The 16,791-nt window shown below is 64.1% G+C and carries 16 protein-coding genes; 2 read left to right on the plus strand and 14 right to left on the minus strand.

Features of this window, described 5'->3' with window-relative positions:
• Position 1: 1 nt before the first annotated feature.
• Complete coding sequence (locus tag AUR_RS05750) at positions 2-409, plus strand: VOC family protein (RefSeq protein ID WP_062097766.1); 408 nt, start codon at positions 2-4, stop codon at positions 407-409.
• A 197-nt stretch (positions 410-606) separates the two neighbouring features.
• Here the strand turns inward: AUR_RS05750 and paaZ are convergent, their stop codons facing one another.
• The 9 genes from paaZ to AUR_RS05795 all read right to left on the minus strand — a co-directional run bounded on the left by paaZ (position 607) and on the right by AUR_RS05795 (position 9,581).
• A complete protein-coding gene (paaZ, locus tag AUR_RS05755; protein WP_062097768.1) occupies positions 607-2,706 on the minus strand; it encodes a phenylacetic acid degradation bifunctional protein PaaZ in 2,100 nt (699 codons plus the stop codon).
• A gap of 245 nt (positions 2,707-2,951) precedes the next feature.
• Positions 2,952-3,929, minus strand: coding sequence for a glycosyltransferase family 2 protein (locus AUR_RS05760; protein ID WP_241650872.1), 978 nt, complete (start codon positions 3,927-3,929; stop codon positions 2,952-2,954).
• A 28-nt stretch (positions 3,930-3,957) separates the two neighbouring features.
• Positions 3,958-4,704, minus strand: coding sequence for a tyrosine-protein phosphatase (locus tag AUR_RS05765; protein WP_062099311.1), 747 nt, complete (start codon positions 4,702-4,704; stop codon positions 3,958-3,960).
• Positions 4,705-4,770: 66 nt separating this feature from the next.
• Positions 4,771-5,376: a GNAT family N-acetyltransferase gene (locus AUR_RS05770; protein WP_062097770.1), complete on the minus strand. Its 606-nt coding sequence runs from the start codon at positions 5,374-5,376 to the stop codon at positions 4,771-4,773.
• A gap of 93 nt (positions 5,377-5,469) precedes the next feature.
• The gene (locus AUR_RS05775) at positions 5,470-6,333 is read right to left on the minus strand and encodes a 3-hydroxyacyl-CoA dehydrogenase family protein (protein ID WP_062097772.1); all 864 of its coding nucleotides are present in this window, start codon (positions 6,331-6,333) and stop codon (positions 5,470-5,472) included.
• A complete protein-coding gene (locus AUR_RS05780) occupies positions 6,330-7,124 on the minus strand; it encodes an enoyl-CoA hydratase/isomerase family protein (protein WP_021473860.1) in 795 nt (264 codons plus the stop codon). The genes AUR_RS05775 and AUR_RS05780 overlap by 4 nt, the downstream gene beginning before the upstream one ends.
• A complete protein-coding gene (locus AUR_RS05785) occupies positions 7,124-8,350 on the minus strand; it encodes a thiolase family protein (RefSeq protein WP_021473859.1) in 1,227 nt (408 codons plus the stop codon). Before AUR_RS05785 ends, AUR_RS05780 begins: the two co-directional genes overlap by 1 nt.
• A gap of 116 nt (positions 8,351-8,466) precedes the next feature.
• The gene (locus AUR_RS05790) at positions 8,467-9,123 is read right to left on the minus strand and encodes a pentapeptide repeat-containing protein (protein WP_021473858.1); all 657 of its coding nucleotides are present in this window, start codon (positions 9,121-9,123) and stop codon (positions 8,467-8,469) included.
• Entirely contained in the window at positions 9,123-9,581 is a 459-nt protein-coding gene (locus tag AUR_RS05795; protein ID WP_062097774.1) for an SRPBCC family protein, read from the minus strand. Before AUR_RS05795 ends, AUR_RS05790 begins: the two co-directional genes overlap by 1 nt.
• A gap of 159 nt (positions 9,582-9,740) precedes the next feature.
• Between AUR_RS05795 and AUR_RS05800 the strand changes: the two genes are divergently transcribed.
• The gene (locus tag AUR_RS05800; protein WP_062097776.1) at positions 9,741-10,673 is read left to right on the plus strand and encodes an endonuclease domain-containing protein; all 933 of its coding nucleotides are present in this window, start codon (positions 9,741-9,743) and stop codon (positions 10,671-10,673) included.
• A gap of 56 nt (positions 10,674-10,729) precedes the next feature.
• Here AUR_RS05800 and AUR_RS05805 read toward each other — a convergent pair whose 3' ends face one another.
• From AUR_RS05805 to AUR_RS05825, 5 genes are all read right to left on the minus strand, one after another.
• A complete protein-coding gene (locus tag AUR_RS05805; RefSeq protein ID WP_021473855.1) occupies positions 10,730-12,190 on the minus strand; it encodes an amino acid permease in 1,461 nt (486 codons plus the stop codon).
• A 224-nt stretch (positions 12,191-12,414) separates the two neighbouring features.
• A complete protein-coding gene (locus AUR_RS05810) occupies positions 12,415-14,076 on the minus strand; it encodes an ABC-F family ATP-binding cassette domain-containing protein (RefSeq protein WP_062097779.1) in 1,662 nt (553 codons plus the stop codon).
• A gap of 126 nt (positions 14,077-14,202) precedes the next feature.
• The gene (locus tag AUR_RS05815; RefSeq protein WP_021473853.1) at positions 14,203-15,063 is read right to left on the minus strand and encodes a metal ABC transporter permease; all 861 of its coding nucleotides are present in this window, start codon (positions 15,061-15,063) and stop codon (positions 14,203-14,205) included.
• Position 15,064: 1 nt separating this feature from the next.
• Positions 15,065-15,799, minus strand: coding sequence for a metal ABC transporter ATP-binding protein (locus tag AUR_RS05820; RefSeq protein ID WP_021473852.1), 735 nt, complete (start codon positions 15,797-15,799; stop codon positions 15,065-15,067).
• A complete protein-coding gene (locus AUR_RS05825; protein WP_021473851.1) occupies positions 15,796-16,740 on the minus strand; it encodes a metal ABC transporter substrate-binding protein in 945 nt (314 codons plus the stop codon). Before AUR_RS05825 ends, AUR_RS05820 begins: the two co-directional genes overlap by 4 nt.
• Positions 16,741-16,791 lie beyond the last annotated feature (51 nt).

The following is a 16,791-nucleotide window of genomic DNA, read 5'->3' on the forward strand; positions in this document are numbered from 1 at the left end:
CATGCAACTAGCCCTCAACACAGCCACAACTGTCCTGCCCGTCGATGACATGAGCCGCGCGCACGCTTTTTACGCGGAAAAGCTCGGCCTGCCACACCGTGGGAAAACCTGGGACGGAAATGATTTGTTCGGCAACGACGGCGGCGCGATGCTGCAGTTGCTGCCCATCACGGATGGCATGCACTCAAGCCATACCGCACTGAGTTTTGAGGTCCACGACATCGAGCGATTGGTCGCTGAAATGGAAGCCAGGGGCGTTTCATTCCAGGACTATGACGAGCCCGGCCTCAAGACGGAAAACCATATTTGCACTACTGAAGCCGAGAAATGCGCTTGGTTTATGGACACGGAGAACAACATCCTCTGCATCCACGAAACGCTCGGGCAGCAGGCCGAATACCAGCTATAAAGATTAACGACGAAACGCTCTCCTTGTTGGGAGAGCGTTTCGTCGTTCGCGGTGGGAAGTGATAGAGCAACCCCTCAAACCCGGTGGGAAGTGATAGAGCAACCCCTCAAACCCGGCGGGAAGTGATAGAGCAACCCCTCAAACCCGGCGGGAAGCGATAGAGGAACCCCTCAAACCCGGCGGGAAGTGATAGAGGGTTACTTCTCCACGAGGGTGAGGACGTCGTAGGTGGCTACGATGTCGTCGTTCTGGTTGGTCAGGACTGCATCCCAGGCAACCTCGCCGTACTCGTCCGTTTCACGCGGCGTGATCTTCTTGGCGGTCAGGGTCACCCGGATGGAGTCACCCGCGGCCACCGGTGTGATGAAGCGCAGGTTCTCCAGGCCGTAGTTGGCCAGGACGGGACCCGGAGCCGGCTCCACGAACAGACCCGCAGCCCAGCTCAGGAGCAGGTAGCCGTGGGCCACGATGCCCGGGAAGAAGGGGTTGGCCTCGGCGGCTTCCTGGTTGGTGTGCGCGTAGAAGGTATCGCCGGTGGAGTTTGCGAAGGCCGCGATGTCCTCCAGCGTGACCTCGCGGAGCTCGGAACGAACAGCATCGCCGATCCGCAGGGTGGACAAGTGCTTGCGGAAGGGGTGCTCACCCTCGGTTTCGATGGTGAAGTTCCGGTCGGCTCCGGTGTGCCACTGGCCGGTGACGGCGGTGAGCATGTTCGGCGAACCCTGGATGGCCGTGCGCTGCATGTGGTGCAGCACGGAGCGGATGCCGCCCAGTTCTTCGCCGCCGCCTGCGCGGCCTGGACCGCCGTGGACAAGGTGCGGAACGGGGGAACCGTGGCCGGTGGACGAGCGTGCGTCTTCGCGGTTGAGCATGTGGACACGGCCGTGGTGGGCTGCGATGCCGGTAACCAGTTCGCGGGCCACTGCGGGATCGTTGGTGCACACGGAGGCCACCAGCGAGCCGGAACCGCGGGCAGCGAGGCGCACGGCGTCGGCGAGGTCGGTGTAGCCAAGCACTGAGGAGACGGGTCCGAAGGCTTCGAGGGAGTGGACTTCTTCGGCTTCCGCGTCAGCCCAGCTGAGGAGCACCGGAGCCATGAAGGCGCCGTCCTCCACTACGCCGACGGTGCCGCCGACGGAGGTGACCGACGGCGAGTCGAGGCTTCCGTACGCAAGCTCACCGCCGGCGTCGAGCATTGACTGGACGGCCGCGCGAACATCGGCGAGCTGCTCCAGCGAGGCGAGGGCGCCCATGGTGACGCCTTCGGCGCGCGGGTCACCGACCACAACGCGTTCGTTGATGCGGGCGCCGATGGCTGCGGCGACCTCGGAGGTCAACTCCTTGGGGACGAGCACGCGGCGGATGGCGGTGCACTTCTGGCCCGCCTTGACGGTCATCTCGGTGACGACGGCCTTGACGAAAGCGTCGAACTCGGGGGTGCCGGGGAGGGCGTCGGGGCCGAGGATGGCCGCGTTCAGCGAGTCCGTCTCCGAGGTGAAGCGGACGCCGCCCTGCACCACGTTAGGGTGCGATTTCAGCGACTTGGCCGTTGCGGCGGAACCGGTGAAAGACACGAGGTCGCGGTAATCGAGTTCGTCCAGGAGCGTGCGGGCAGAACCGGAGATCAGCTGGAGCGAACCTGCGGGAAGGATGCCGGATTCGACGAGGGCCTTGACGGCAGCCGCGGCGACATAGCCCGTGGGCGTTGCCGGCTTGACGATGGTTGGCACGCCGGCGAGGAAGGACGGCGCGAACTTCTCCAGCATCCCCCAGACCGGGAAGTTGAAAGCGTTGATCTGGACGGCTACGCCGGGAATGCGGGTATAGATGTGCTCGCCGGCGAACGAACCGTCCTTGGACAGGACCTCCATGGGACCGTCCACGATCACCTGCGAGTTGGGCAGTTCACGCCGGCCCTTGGAACCGAATGTGAAGAGCACGCCGATGCCGCCGTCGATGTCGATCATGTTGTCGATCTTGGTGGCGCCGGACTGCGAGGACTGGGCGTAGAGCTCTTCGCGGCGGCCGTTCAGGTACTGGGCCAGCTCCTTGAGCTTGAGGGCGCGCTGGTGGAACGTCAGTTTGCCGAGTTCCGCCTGGCCCGTGGTGCGTCCGTAGTTCACGACGGCGGCAAGGTCCAGGCCGTCGGTGCTCACGTTGGCCAGGACTTCGCCGGTGCTGGCATCACGCACGGGCACGGTCTTGGCTTCGGGCGCCGGGGTCCACCACGCGTCCTGAACGTAGCTGGGGACGGTGGCAACGTCTGTGGTTTCCGGGGCGACTGCTGTAGTGGTCATCGTCGACGGGTCCTTCCGAGGCACATGAAAGCGGCACGGTCGAATGTCGGATGGACCAACATTACTGACCGGCCGTTCGGTAATATATACAGACTACATGAATGCCCCGGAGAGTACAGCGGGAATTTGCGCGCATTGTGATAGAGGGTTGCCCGAAACACGGCGGGATGTGAGAGAAGGACGCTCAGAACCCGGCGGGATGTGAGAGAGGGACGCTCAGAACCCGGCGGGATGTGAGAGAAGGATCAGCTCCGGCTGCCCAGCTTCCGTGCCAACAGCAGTGGCTTCTTCAGGAACTCCCCCACGCTGGTCCGGGTAATGATCGTCTGGTTCAGGGCATCCAGCCGCCCCAGGACCTGGTCCAGCTTGGCAACGGTCTCATCGAGCCGCCGCTCCTGTGCCCGGATGAGTTCCTCCTGTTCGGCCAGCACGCGGGACAAATAGAGCACCGTCCCCATGCCGCCCTGGGCAACCTCGTTCCGCAGATGATCGTCACGGACCAGGGCATCGTAACGGGCATGCTCCGCCGCCTTGGCAAAAATGCTGTTGCCGTCATGCCCATCCGATTCCGGCCGCTGCGACCAAAACGCCAGCGGTTCCCCATCGATGAACCCCACGCGGGAATGGCTCAGCACGCGCAAGTGGAATTCCCAGTCCCCCACCACGGGAAGATCCTCGTTGTAATACCCCACCGCGTCATGGAGACTCCTGCGGTACAGGAAGGAAATGGGTACCGCGCGGTTGATCCGGAGCATGTCCGCAAGGGTGATCTGACGCAGGTCGGCCCAGAAGATCTCACGCCGGACGGGCTCGATCCTGCCGTCTGCAACCTCCTCGATGACAATTTCCGTCCGCACCATGACTCCCGCGTCCGAGGCATGCGCCGGGTCATCCAAAAACTTCACGGTTCGCTCCAGGAAAGTGGGCGCCCAAAAATCATCGTCATCATGGATCACCACAAACTCGCCGGTGCCGGCCTTGATTCCCGCATTCGACGCCGCTTCCATCCCCACAGACTCAGCATGGTGAAGCGTGGTGATACGCGCCTGCTCAGCTTGTGAGCGCTGCGAGGTGAGATGTTCGACGGCGGCCGGGTCGCCGCCGTCGTTGACGATGACCAACTCGAAATCCTGGAAAGTCTGGGCAAAGATGTCGTCCAACGCGCGGGCCAGGAAGACCGGCCTGTTCTTGGTACGGGTCACGATGGTGATGCGGGCGGTCATGGCTCGTCCATTCAGTTGGGGATGTTGATCAATCCTGCATGCTAGCAGCGCGCTGGGGCCAGGAATGGAGCTTCGCAACAAGGGCCGAAATTTCCTGCTCCGTTACGCCGTGCCCCGCAAGGTATGCGCGCGCGTCCAGCTCGTCCAGGAACCGGCGCAGGGCATCCCTCCGCCGCTCCAACAGCTCTTCCAAATCCCGGTCCGGAAGGTAGGGATCATGGGCATGCGGCGCACCGTGGGTCCGGTGGCGTTCATTGATACCGCGGGCCGCAAGCTCGTAGCCGCGCAGGATCTCTCCGTCCTCAATGCCGGCCAGCCGCTGCAATATCAGTGCGATCATGCCGCTCCGGTCCCGCCCTGCCGAGCAATGCACCACCACCTTGCCCGGAGACGCAGCGATCGCTTTGAACACGCGGGCAATCTTGTCCCCGAACATTGCCAGGTACTCCGCGTACTGTCCGGGCTCATTGAGGTAGGGGCCAAAGGTGGTGCCGAAGTCGCTGTGGTCCGGGTCTTCCGTAGGGCAATGTACGACGGCGATCCGCGCCTTCGCGTCGTCCGGAACCTGGGGATCGGTGTCGCGTTGCCGCCGCTCGCGGGAGGCGCGGAGGTCGATCACGGTGCGGACGCCGTCGTCGTACATTTGGCGCCAGCCGGCCTCCGTTACCCACTCGTGGCGCCCCATCCGGTACACGTCCCCGGCAATGCGCCAAGCATTGACCGCACCGTCCCAATCGACGGCCTGTAAGCGGCCTGCCGCGGCGTTCCCATCCATGGAAGCCATGCTAGCCGTGCCGAAGGGTGAGATCTCGCGGCTTTGGCGCGTGTTTAGGCCTGAGAGCTAACCCCTCGGGGCCAGGTGCATGGAGAGCCGGTACTCCAGGCCGTTCCTGACCGCCGGCCATTCGTGTTCGAGGATGGAGAACACCACTGTGTCGCGAAGGGCGCCGTCCTTGCTGCGGGAGTGGCTCCGCAAAACGCCGTCCTGCCTGGCCCCAAGGCGCGCGATCGCCTCACGGGACTGGTGGTTCAGCCAGTGCGTGCGGAACTCGACCGCGGGGCATCCCAACGTTTCAAAAGCGTGCCGGAGCAACAGGAGCTTGGAATCAGGGTTGGTGCCCGTTCCGTGGGCTGAGGCCGCGTTCCAGGTGGACCCGATCTCGACGCGCGGAGTGTCGGCGTCAATGTTCATGTACGTCGTCATGCCGATGAGCTTGCCGGTACTGTTCAGCCGCGTCGCGAACGGCAGCATGGAACCCGCTGCCTGGAGGGCAAGGCGCCGATCGATGTCGGCGGCCATGCCCTCCGGCGTTGGCACGGACGTGTACCAGAGCTTCCAGAGTTCGCCGTCGCGGGCGGCCTCCACCAGACCGTCGTGATGGGAGGCGTCGAGGGGCTCGAGGGTTACAAAGTGGCCTCTAAGGGTGATCGGTTCAATCGCAGTCACTCGGTCAGCCTAACGGACCCAACCAGGTCGCAGTTGCGCGCGTTTAGAGCGCTCTAAACGCGCGCAACTGCGACTCAGTTGGGTGGGCCCGGGCTAGTCCGTCCAGTCGAAGAAGCCCTTGCCGCTCTTGCGCCCCAACTCCCCACGCGCCACCTTGTCCCGAAGGATCTGCGGCGGTGCAAAACGGTCACCGAGGGTGGAGTGCAGGTACTCGGCGATCCCCAACCTGACGTCCAGGCCAACAATGTCCGTGGTCTTCAGCGGGCCTGTGGGGTGCTTGTAGCCAAGCACCATGGCGGCGTCGATGTCCTCCGCGGACGCCACGCCTTCTTCGACCATCCGCATCGCTTCGAGTGCGATTGCCACGCCCAGCCGCGAGGACGCGAACCCGGGGGCGTCATTGACGACGACGGCGGTCTTGCCAAGTGCCTCGGTCCAGCTTTTCGCCGCGGCAGCAAGCTCGGGCGAGGTTTCCTTGCCGAGGACCACTTCGATGAGGGTGGACGCCGGCACGGGGTTGAAGAAGTGCAGGCCCACGAAATTGGCGGGACGGCGGAGTTCCTGGCCCAGTCCGGTCACGGAGAGGGAGGACGTGTTGGAGGCCAGGAAGGCATCCGCGGACAGGTGCTCCTCAACGGACCGCAGCGCCGTGACTTTGAGGTTGTAGTCCTCGGGAACGGCCTCCACCACCAAACCACAGTGAATGAAGGACTCGTAGTCCGTGGAAGTGCTGAACCGGGCGAGGACCTCTTCCGGCGAGTCCGTGAGGGTGCCCCGGGCAGCGGACTTCGCTACGGCCTCGGCCACGCGGTTGTGCGCACCGGCAGCGGCCTCGTGGTCACGTTCCACCACGACGACGGTGGCACCCTTGATGAGGAAGGCATGGGCAATACCTGCGCCCATGCGGCCACCGCCCAGGACTCCGACGACGTTCGGGATGGCGGGTGTTGTTGTCATTTCCGGTTCCTGTCCTGAGAGGTGGCGTCGTTGGCCTTGGCGGACTTCTTATCCAGGAAGGCCTGCATCCGATCGAACTTGGCCTGGGATTCGAACAGGATCCCTTGGGCCAGGGTGTCGATCAGGGGGTGTGCTTCGGCCGGTGCGTGGAAGACCGACTTGGTGATCCGCACAGCCAGGGGGTCTTGCCGGCCGATGCGGTCCGCCAGTTTGTGGGCTGCGTCCATGAGCTCCGGGGCCTCGTGGATCTCGGTGATGAGGTTGATCCGCAATGCCTCTTCGGCGCGGAGCACCGTACCGGCCAGGAGGATCTCCTTCGCCTTCGGTTCGCCCACCAATTCCTTCAACCGCCAGGTGGCACCTGCCGCGGCGAGGATGCCAAGACCCGTTTCCGGGTTGCCGATGCGCACGCTCGGAGTGCCGATGCGGAAGTCGGCGGCATAAGCCAGCTCGGCTCCCCCACCCAGGCAATAGCCGTCAAGCGCGGCGATGACGGGCATGGGCAGCTTGGCGATCCGGGCGAAAATGGTGGAGTTGATCCCTTGAAGGGCATCGTCCCGGCGCCGCTCGCGCAGTTGGCCAATGTCCGCGCCGGAGGCAAAGACTCCGTCGGTTCCGGCGATGATCAGGATCTTGGGATTCTTTTCCAGCTCGGCGCAGACCGCGTGAAGCTCATCCACCATCTTCTGGTCGATCGCGTTGCGGACTTCCGGGCGGTTCAGCAGGACGGTGAGCCGGTCCTCGCGTTCCTCGAGCAGAAGGGTGCTGAAGTCTTCCTTGTTGAGGGCCATTACACGCCTTCCAGCAACATTGCCGTACCTTGGCCGACGCCGATGCACATCGTGGCCAGGCCAAGCTTCGGGCCGGTCTGGGAGGCGAGCTCGCGCTCCATGCGGCCCAGCAAAGTAATGGCAATACGCGAGCCGCTGGAACCGAGCGGGTGGCCCAAACTGATGGCACCGCCGTCGTTATTGACGATGTCCGGATCCAGGCCGAGGCGGCGCATGCTCGCCAGCGACTGCGTGGCGAAGGCCTCGTTGAGCTCCACTGCGCCGAGCTGCTCCACGGAAAGGCCGGTGCGGGCGAGGACTTTCTGCGTGGCGGGTACGGGACCGATGCCCATGATCTCCGGTTCGCAGCCGGCGGAGGCACCGTCAATAATGCGGGCACGCGGCGTTAGGCCGAACTTCTTGATGGCGGCCTCGGAGGCAACGATGATGGCCGAGGCGCCGTCGTTGAGGGTGGAGGAGTTGCCTGCGGTCACGATCGAACCGCCCGGGACCACGGGGCGCAGCCCGGCCAGGACGTCCATGGTGGTGCCTTCGCGGGGGCCTTCGTCGGTGTCGACGACGGTCTCGGACTTGCGCGTCTTGACCGTCACCGGGACGATCTCCTCCTTGAAACGGCCGCCGGCAATAGCAGCCAGCGCACGCTCGTGGGAGCGGACGGCGAAAGCGTCGGCGTCCTCACGCGAGATGTTGTCCACGCGCCCGACTTCTTCCGCGGTCTCCGGCATGGAGTACGTCATCTTGCCGTCGCGGGAGAGATCACCCTTGGTGAAGCGCCGGTTGGCGAAGCGCCAGCCGATGGAGGTATCGAAAATCTGGCCCGGCTTGGCGAAGGCCGTCGCGGGCTTTTCCTGGACCCAGGGGGCGCGGCTCATGGATTCAACGCCACCGGCAACCACGATGTCCGCAGCCCCCGACTTGATCATCTGGCTGGCCATGATGATCGCGCTGAGGCCTGAAGCGCAGAGCCGGTTGACCGTAATGCCCGGGATGTGGAGGGGAAGTCCGGCAAGGATGGTGGCCATGCGGGCCACGTTGCGGTTTTCCTCTCCCGCGCCGTTGGCGTTGCCGAGGATTACCTCGTCAATGGAGTCGGGGTCGACGCCGGCGCGTTCCACTGCTTCCCGGACCACCAGGGCGGCGAGGTCGTCGGGCCGGACAGAGGAAAGTGCCCCACCATAGCGTCCGACCGGCGTCCGTGCGCCACCAACAAGAAAAGCCTCGACCATGAGAACATCCTTCGCGAAGTGAAAGGGGCCGGCACGGAATAATATACCGACCGTTCGTTCTATAAAGATTACACGGCCGGCGCGGCCGGTCAACAGATGACGGTCCTCACACCTCCTTAAATCACACGGATTCCAAGGTGACTGGCGAGCAAAGGAGCCATCAAGTTCAGCTGGTAGTCATCGATGACCGCCCCGGTCAGGCCGGCCAACCCGTTGATCCCGCGGAACTCCGAAGTGCGAAGGTCAACATCCTTGAACCTGGCCCCGGTGACGTCCAATGTTCCGATGGTGCAGTTCTTCAAGGCCACCCGGGTTCCCGTGACCCCGCCCAGGTCCAGCTCATTGATGATGCAGTCGGAGATCTGGACGTCCACCAGCTTGGAGCCGCGCAGGTTCACGAAGTCCAGCTTGCCGCCGTCGATTCGGACGGAGCGCCAACTTCCCTCATAAAGTTCGGCCGAGCCCCACCTGGGATTGGTGATCTCCACGTCCTGCCATGATGTCCTCGCAGCCGGGAAAACCGGGGCGAACGGCTCGGCTAAGATGCAGTCGCGGAAAGTTGCTCCCCGCAGCTGGGCTTCATTGAAGGAGACACCGTTGAATTCACATTCGATGAAGTCCGCTCCGCTCAGCTCTTCCCCGTCCGCGGAGGCCCGGGTGAACCGGATCCCGTCATACCGTTCGCCACGCTGGAAGTCCGGGGCGTCGTCGTCGCGCAGTTCATCCAACCGCACCGGAGGGACCTTGGGTGCAGCAACCTTGCCGGCCGCCATCAGAGCGACTCCGCCTTGGCAGCGATCTCGGCAAGGTCCTTGCCCAACGCCTTGCGCGTGAAGCTCATGCCGAGCTTGCCGAAGAGGGCCATGCCCACCTTGCTCAAGAAAGTCGGCTTCAGGACCTCTGCCCCGAAGGTCACCGTAAGGTCCGTTCCGGCGTCGCGCCCGGCAAGGTTGAAGCGCGTGGTGTAGGCGGCACCGCCCTGGTGTGCCTTGACCGTTGTGCTCCGCGGAGGATCGGCTTCCGCGACCCACATTTCCACGGTTTCCTGCTTGCCCAACATGGTGCGGGTCTCTTTCCAGCGGGTTCCTTCGCCGTACGGGCCCTCGCTGAGCATCTGGACGGAATCGATGCCGGACAGCGTGGCGGCAGAACCGGGAATGTCAGAGACGACCGCCCAAACCTTCTCCGGGCTCGCATTGATGTGCTGGGTCAGCGTGGTGGTGTGTTCCATACATCGAGCCTAGACCCGGGCACTGACACTCCCAACTGACTGGCAATAGGGGTTGTTCTGAGGCTCCAGAGCAACCCCTATTGCCAGTCAGTTGGGCTTCCGTGCGCGAAGGCTGTGGATAACGTCCCGCGCTGACGGAAGGTTTGCCAGCATGAGGAGATGCGACTCCCCCAACCACTGCCGGAAGCCCTGTCGTCAGTTCCGTTCACATGGCAGGAAGCGCTCGACGCCGGCGTCTCGCGTCAGCGCTGGAGGCACCGCGCGCTTGGGGCACCAAGCAGGGGCATTCGGGCCCCTCCGAACGGTGAAGTCGGGCTGCCGAAGATCGTTCGGCCTTTCACGGTGATCACTCCCTTTTCGGCGGCCTCGCACGCCACGGCATTTGTCTTGTGGGCGTTTCCGGGCTTCCTGCCCGGCAGCCATGAAACCACCATCCACATCTCACGCCCGGACACCATGGCCATCCCGCGGCGCAAGGGAGTCAAAGGGCATGTGGGCCAGTTCTTCGACGATGAAATCACCAACCTCAATGGCTTGCTCATCACCACCCGTCCCCGCACATGGCTCGACTGCGCCCGACGGATGACCATCGATGAAATCACAGTCGTGGCCGATCATCTGCTCAGGAGGCCGAGGCCGGCCTTCGAGGACCGAAGCGAACCGTACTGCACACGTGAGGAGCTGGAAGAGATGCTTGACCGGCACAAGGGAACACCCGGAATCCGCAAGGCGCGCCTGGCTTTGGAACAGGCCAGGGTTGGCGCCGATTCAGCGCCCGAGACGCGACTCCGGCTGGCACTTGAGCGGGCCGGGCTGCCCGAACCGGAACTCAACCATCCCACGGAACTGGGTTTCGGCGTCGTACGTGAACCCGACCTTGGCTACCGCGAACAGCGCGTCGCCGTTGAGTACGAAGGCGAGGGGCATTCAGAGCCCGCGCAGATTGTCCGGGACATAGAGCGCGAGGAAGACTACAGCCGTGCGGGCTGGCACTTGGTGCGGATATCCAAACGGCACATGGGCAACGACGCAAGGTCTGCTGTGTCCAAGGTGCTGGCCGCGATGCAGGAGCGCGGGTGGACGCCCAAGTAGCTGGCAATAGGGGTTGTTCTGAGGCTCCGGAGCAACCCCTATTGCCAGTCAGTTACTTAGGAGAACAGCTCGCTCTTGGGCTGGTTGTTCTTGACCTTCTGCCAACCGAGCCACAGCACCACTGCGAAGAACGGAATGGTGGCCAAGGTCCAGAGGCCCAGCAGGAAGACGTCGCCGGTGGTCTTGTCCGTGACGGTGTCGAAGCCGATCAGGACCGTAATGGCCAGCAGCGCCACGAGGCCGATCCAGCTGGTCCAGGGCGAGCCCGGCATGGGCAGGGAGGACACGTTACCGCGCTTCTTGCGCAGCGCGATCTGGCTCGCGAAGATCGAACCCCATGTGAAAATCACGCCAATGGAAGCGGTGTTCAGCGCGAGGTCGAACGCGTGCGAACCACCCAGCCAGATGTTCAGGAGGATGCCCACCAGGTACACGCCGCCGATCGCCAGGATGGCCGCAAACGGCACGTGACGGGAGGACATCCGGGTCAGCCACTGCGGAGCGTGCCCGTTGTTGGCCATGGTGCGGAAGATGCGGCCGATCGAGTACAGGCCGGAGTTGCAGGAAGAAAGCGCTGCGGTGATGACGATCATGTTCATCACATCGCCCATCCAGCCCAGGCCCATCTGACCGAACACGGTGACGAACGGCGACGTGCCGGCTACGTACTGGTCGGACGGGAGGAGCATGGCCAACAGGGTCACGGAACCGACGTAGAAGACCACAATGCGGAAGACGACGGCGCGGATCGCCTTGGGAACTTCACGTTCCGGATTCTCCATCTCACCTGCGGTGATGCCCACGAGCTCGATTGCGTTGTAGGCGAAGATCACGGCGTTCAGGACGAGGATCATCACCAGGCCGCCCTTGGGGAACATCCCGCCGTCGGAGTGGAAGAGGTTGGCTACGGAAGCGTTGCCGTCGCCCACTTGTGCGTTGGTGACCACCATGAAGGTGCCCACAGCCAGGAAGATCACGATCGCGGCGACCTTGAGGCAGGAAGCCCAGAATTCGAATTCACCGAAGGCCTTGACGCTGAACAGATTCACGGCCACCAGCAGCACCAGCGCTGCGATGGCGGAGAGTTCAACCGGAACATTCGGGAAGAAGAACTGGAAGTAGAGGCCGATCGCGATCAGTTCCGCGATGCCGGTCATGGCCCAGTTGATGAAGTACATCCAACCGGACAGGTACGCGCCTTTCTTGCCGAACATTTCACCGGCGTAGCTCACGAACGAGCCCGAGGTCTGGCGGTACATGATGAGTTCGCCCAAGGCGCGCATCAGGAGGTAGGCGATGACGCCGGCAATGGCGTAGGAGAAGATCAGAGCCGGGCCGGTGGAAGCCAAACGGCCACCTGCGCCCATGAACAGGCCAACGCCGATCGCGCCGCCCATGGCAATCATGGTCACGTGACGGCGGCTGAGCGTCTTCTGGTAACCCTCTGCGCTGAGGGTGGAGCCTGCGGCCGTGGATGGGGCCGTGGGCTTGAGGTCTGTGGGGGTACTTTGCGGCACAGCTGTTTCCTTGTGGGTTGGGGTCTTGCTGTAGGGGGCTGCGCCCGGTGCCGGAGCACGGGCGGTTTAGGCACAGGAAATTCGGAGATTTCCCCTTTGGGAATCCCGTTCTGTGACGTGGACCGCAGAACGTCGAACGTTCGCGCAACCCGTCTATCTTACGGCATGTGACGCGGCACCCGTGACGAAGGCAACAAATGGGCTCCTGAGCAGGGCAGGAACCACTACAACAACCCGCCGTCCCGCATGCCGTACCGGACCCACGTTCCGGCCGCACCGGCGCCACCCGCACCTGCCGCGCACCGGTCGAACCACTCACCCAACGCACGGTCGTGGCTCACGATCACCACGGTCCCCGAAAAGGTTGCGAGCGCCGCCTCCAACTGCTCCACCAACACGGGAGCCAGATGGTTGGTGGGTTCGTCCACGATCATGGTGTCGTAGCCGCCCAGCAGGATCCGGGCGAGGGCAAGCCGGCGTTGCTGCCCGGCCGAGAGCCCTCCAACCGGCACATGGAACTCCGCGGGACGGAACAGCCCCAGCCGCAACAGGTCCTCGGCATGGTCATCGATGGTGCCGCCCAGCCCGGCGGCAAAGGCCGGGAGCAGGCGCAGCTCCGGGCGGGAAGGCACGTCGAGTTCCTGCTGCAGGTAGCCGACCCTGCCTGGTGCAGCCACGGAACCGGAGGCTGGTTCCAGGACACCGGCCAGAACGGATAGCAGGGTGGATTTGCCGGCACCGTTGGGGCCGGTGATGAGGACCTTCTGCCCGGCTTCCACCCGCAGGTCGGTGGGCTGGAGACGGCCCGGAACGCTGACGCCGCGGGCTTCCAGGGCCGGCTCGGAGACGTCCACGGCCACCGAGCCCAAGGGAGCGGCAAGCTTCAGAGGTACCGGAGGCCGGTCCACCGGGTTTTCCTCGAGCCTCCGGAGCCGCTCCTGGGCGTTGCGGACTTTGCTCGCGGCCGCCCGTTGCCACGTGCCGCTCTTGAAGCCGAAGGCCATCTTGTCCTTGTCCCGCCTGCGCCCGTAGCCCATGCGGTCCGCCACGGTGGCCGCTTGAAGCCGTTCGGCGGCGATGGCGTCCACCCAGCCTTCATACTGTTGGGCCCAGCGGGCGCGTTCGGCAGCTTTCTCGCGAAGGTAGCCGTCGTAGCCGTTTCCGTAGCGGTTCACGGAGCGACGATCAGCATCCACCTCAATGATGGTGCTGGCAACTTTCTTCAGCAGGACGCGGTCGTGGGAGACAACCACCACGGTTCCCCGGTGCGCAGCCAGCCGGGACTCCAACCAGGCGGTGCCGGTGGCGTCGAGGTGGTTGGTGGGCTCGTCCAGGAGCAGGGCTTCTGCGGGGTCGGCGAGCAGGCAGGCGAGCGCTACCCGCTCTTGCTCGCCGCCGGACAGGGAGCCAAGCGTTCGACGGCGGTCCACGCCTCCCAGCCCCAGCTTGTCCAGCGCTGCTTCCACCCGGGATTCGGCGGCGTACCCTTCGCGGAGCTGGTATTCGGTTTGCAGGCTGCCGTAGAGCTCAAGCGTCTCCGTGTCGGCCTCGGACAGTCCGCGTTCCAGTTCGGCAATGTGCGCTTCGAGGGAACGGAGCGCACCAAGGGAGGCGTCGATGGCGTCCCCCACGGTCAGCGACTCCGCCATCCCGTGTGTCTGCGCGAGGTAACCCACGCGGTAGGCGGGGTTGCCGGAGAAGCCCGCTTCGCCGTCGTCGGGCGTTTCGACCCCGGCCAGAAGGCGGAGCAGCGTGGATTTACCGGCACCGTTCTCGCCCACGACGGCAACATGCTCGCCGTGGGGGATCACCAGGTGGACGGCATCAAAAAGTTGGCGGTCCCCGTAGCCGTGGGAGACGCCGGAAAGGTGCAGGTGGTCAGTCATGAGGTGTCCTCGCGAGTCCGTAGCAGGCAGGTGGCCATGGGTGTACGGGGGATGCAGCCGGATAGTGGCTGCTCTCAAGACTTCATCGGTCCAGACTGCCCGCTGGGAAGCGGGCGCGTCAAGGCCTTAGACGGCCAGTGCCCGCTTCCGCCGGGCTTTCGCGAGCCGGGTTCCGATGAGCCCCTGCCGCGGGCTGAACAAGTACACGACGGCGAACACCGCACCTTGGGTGACCACCACCATGGCACCCGAGGCGGTGTCCAGGTAGTAGCTCAGGTAGATGCCCGCCACGGAGCACACCACGGAGATCACGGGGGCAATGACCAGCATCCGGTTGAAACGGTCCGTCAGCAGGTAGGCCGTGGAGCCGGGAATGATGAGCATCGCCACCACCAGGACGACGCCGACGGTCTGCAACGCAACCACAGAGGTCAGGGCGAGCAATCCCAGCAGGAGGGCGCCCAGCAGCCGTGGCGAGAGGCCGATTGCGTGGGCGTGCGTGGGGTCGAAGGCGTAGAGCGTCAGGTCCCGCCTCTTGAGGATCAAAATAGCGAAGGCGACGGCCCCGAGAATGACCACTTGGATCAGGTCCGGGACGCTTACGCCCAGCAGGTTGCCGAAGATGATGTGGTTCAGGTCGGTTTGGCTGGGCGTCACGGAAATCAGCACCAGGCCAAAGGCAAAGAGTGAGGTGAAGACGATCCCGATCGCCGCATCCTCCTTGACCCGGCTGGTGTTCCGCACAACGCCGATGAGGGTCACCGCCAAGAGCGCGAACACCAAAGCGCCCAGCGCGAACGGCGCACCCACGATGTAGGCCAGCACGACGCCGGGAAGCACCGCATGGGACACGGCGTCACCCATGAGGGACCAGCCGATGAGGACCAGCCAGCAGCTGAGCACGGCGCACACCACTGCGGCGATGGCCGTGGTGGCGAGGGCACGGACCATGAAGTCGTAGCTGAGGGGTTCGAGCAGGAATTCCATCTCAGCCCCTGTTCATGACGTCGAGGCCGAAAGCCATGGCCAGGTTTTCCGGTTGCAGCACCACGTCCGGACTTCCGTGCATCAGTACTTTGCGCATGAGGAGGACTGCTTCGTCGCAGAGTTGCGGGAGCGCATGGAGATCGTGGGTGGAGACCAGGATGGTGGCGCCATCGGCGGCCAATTCCTTGAGCAGCCGGGTGATGGTGGCCTCGGAGCGTTTGTCCACCCCGGCGAACGGTTCATCGAGCAGCATCATGGTGGCGTCCTGGGCAATGCCCCGGGCCACGAAGGCGCGTTTCTTCTGCCCGCCGGACAGTTGCCCGATTTGGCGGTCGGCAAAGTCAGCCAGTTCCACGCGTTCCAAGGCGTGCTCGACGGCGTCGCGGTCGGCTTTGCGGGGCCGGCGCGTGAAACCCAGATGCCCGTAGCGGCCCATCATCACTACGTCGCGGACGGACAACGGGAAGGCCCAGTCCACTTCTTCGCTTTGTGGAACGTAACCGATGCCCGCCTCTTTGCGGATCTTTGCCGGCGGGTGGCCGTTGACCAGGACCCGCCCGGTGTCCGGCTTGACCATGCCCATGATGGTCTTGAACAGCGTGGACTTTCCCGAGCCGTTCATGCCCACGAGGCCGCAAATGCGGGAGCGTTCCAGGGTCAGCGATGCCGAGTCCAGCGCGAGCACCTCGCCGTAGTGGACGGTGACGTTTTCAACAGCAATAGCCGGGCTGCTCATGCCGTTCCTCCCGTGAGGGCCTCGGTGATGATCTTGGCGTCGTGCCGGATCAGGTCCAGGTACGTGGGCACGGGGCCGTCCGCTTCAGACAGTGAATCTACGTACAGCACTCCGCCGAACTTCGCTCCGGTGGCTCCCACCACTTGCTGCATGGGTGCATCGGACACGGTTGATTCGCAGAAGACTGCGGGCACCTGGTTGTCCTTGACGAACCCGATTGCCCGGGCGATTTGCTGCGGCGTGGCTTGCTGTTCAGCGTTTACGGCCCAGATGTAGACCTCTTTGAGGCCGGCGTCCCGGGCCAGGTAGGAGAACGCCCCTTCGCAGGTGACCAGTGCCCGGTGGTTTTCCGGCAGGACGGACAGCTTGGACACCATCTCGTCTTTCACTTCCTGCAGCCGGGAGTTGTAGGCCTTGGCGTTGGCTTCGAATTCGGAGGCATGCCCCGGAGCCAGGCCGGCAAAGGCCTTGGCCATGTTGTTTGCGTAGATCTGGACGTTGTCCGGCGACATCCAGGCATGCGGGTTGGGCTTGCCGCGGTAGCTGTCTTCGCCAATGTCCATGACTTTCACGCCCTCGCTGACTACGGCGTGGGGAACGTCCAGGCCTTCGACGAACTGCGCGAACCAGGCTTCCAGGTTCAACCCGTTATCCAGAATGAGGTCCGCTTGCGCCGCCTTGCGGATGTCCCCGGGCGTGGGCTCGTAGCCGTGGATTTCCGCGCCTGCCTTGGTGATGGATTCCACCTGCAGTTTGTCTCCGGCGACGTTCTTTGCAATATCTGCAAGGACCGTGAAGGTGGTGAGTACAACGGGCTTGTCTGAGTTGCTCGCAGTGGAGTTGCCACCGCAGGCCGAGAGCCCCAGCACCACGGCAATGGAGGCCAGGAAAGCAACGAAACGGCGGACAACTTTGGCGAGTCGAAACGGAAAGTTAGGCATACCGAAAATTGTAGCGGCCCCCGGTTGCGGGCGGCAAAGCTAGGCTGTTCA

The sequence above is a fragment of the Paenarthrobacter ureafaciens genome (genome assembly GCF_004028095.1).
Lineage (GTDB): Bacteria > Actinomycetota > Actinomycetes > Actinomycetales > Micrococcaceae > Arthrobacter > Arthrobacter ureafaciens.

Excerpts from the sequence above, each read along its gene's own strand:
- paaZ (WP_062097768.1), bottom strand. The coding sequence starts at position 2,706 with ATGACCACTACAGCAGTCGCCCCGGAAACCACAGACGTTGCCACCGTC.
- AUR_RS05785 (WP_021473859.1), bottom strand. The coding sequence starts at position 8,350 with ATGGTCGAGGCTTTTCTTGTTGGTGGCGCACGGACGCCGGTCGGACGC.
- AUR_RS05775 (WP_062097772.1), bottom strand. The coding sequence starts at position 6,333 with ATGACAACAACACCCGCCATCCCGAACGTCGTCGGAGTCCTGGGCGGT.
- AUR_RS05790 (WP_021473858.1), bottom strand. The coding sequence starts at position 9,123 with ATGGCGGCCGGCAAGGTTGCTGCACCCAAGGTCCCTCCGGTGCGGTTG.
- AUR_RS05750 (WP_062097766.1), top strand. The coding sequence starts at position 2 with ATGCAACTAGCCCTCAACACAGCCACAACTGTCCTGCCCGTCGATGAC.
- AUR_RS05800 (WP_062097776.1), top strand. The coding sequence starts at position 9,741 with ATGCGACTCCCCCAACCACTGCCGGAAGCCCTGTCGTCAGTTCCGTTC.
- AUR_RS05815 (WP_021473853.1), bottom strand. The coding sequence starts at position 15,063 with ATGGAATTCCTGCTCGAACCCCTCAGCTACGACTTCATGGTCCGTGCC.
- AUR_RS05810 (WP_062097779.1), bottom strand. The coding sequence starts at position 14,076 with ATGACTGACCACCTGCACCTTTCCGGCGTCTCCCACGGCTACGGGGAC.
- AUR_RS05760 (WP_241650872.1), bottom strand. The coding sequence starts at position 3,929 with ATGACCGCCCGCATCACCATCGTGACCCGTACCAAGAACAGGCCGGTC.
- AUR_RS05825 (WP_021473851.1), bottom strand. The coding sequence starts at position 16,740 with ATGCCTAACTTTCCGTTTCGACTCGCCAAAGTTGTCCGCCGTTTCGTT.
- AUR_RS05765 (WP_062099311.1), bottom strand. The coding sequence starts at position 4,704 with ATGGATGGGAACGCCGCGGCAGGCCGCTTACAGGCCGTCGATTGGGAC.
- AUR_RS05795 (WP_062097774.1), bottom strand. The coding sequence starts at position 9,581 with ATGGAACACACCACCACGCTGACCCAGCACATCAATGCGAGCCCGGAG.
- AUR_RS05820 (WP_021473852.1), bottom strand. The coding sequence starts at position 15,799 with ATGAGCAGCCCGGCTATTGCTGTTGAAAACGTCACCGTCCACTACGGC.
- AUR_RS05780 (WP_021473860.1), bottom strand. The coding sequence starts at position 7,124 with ATGGCCCTCAACAAGGAAGACTTCAGCACCCTTCTGCTCGAGGAACGC.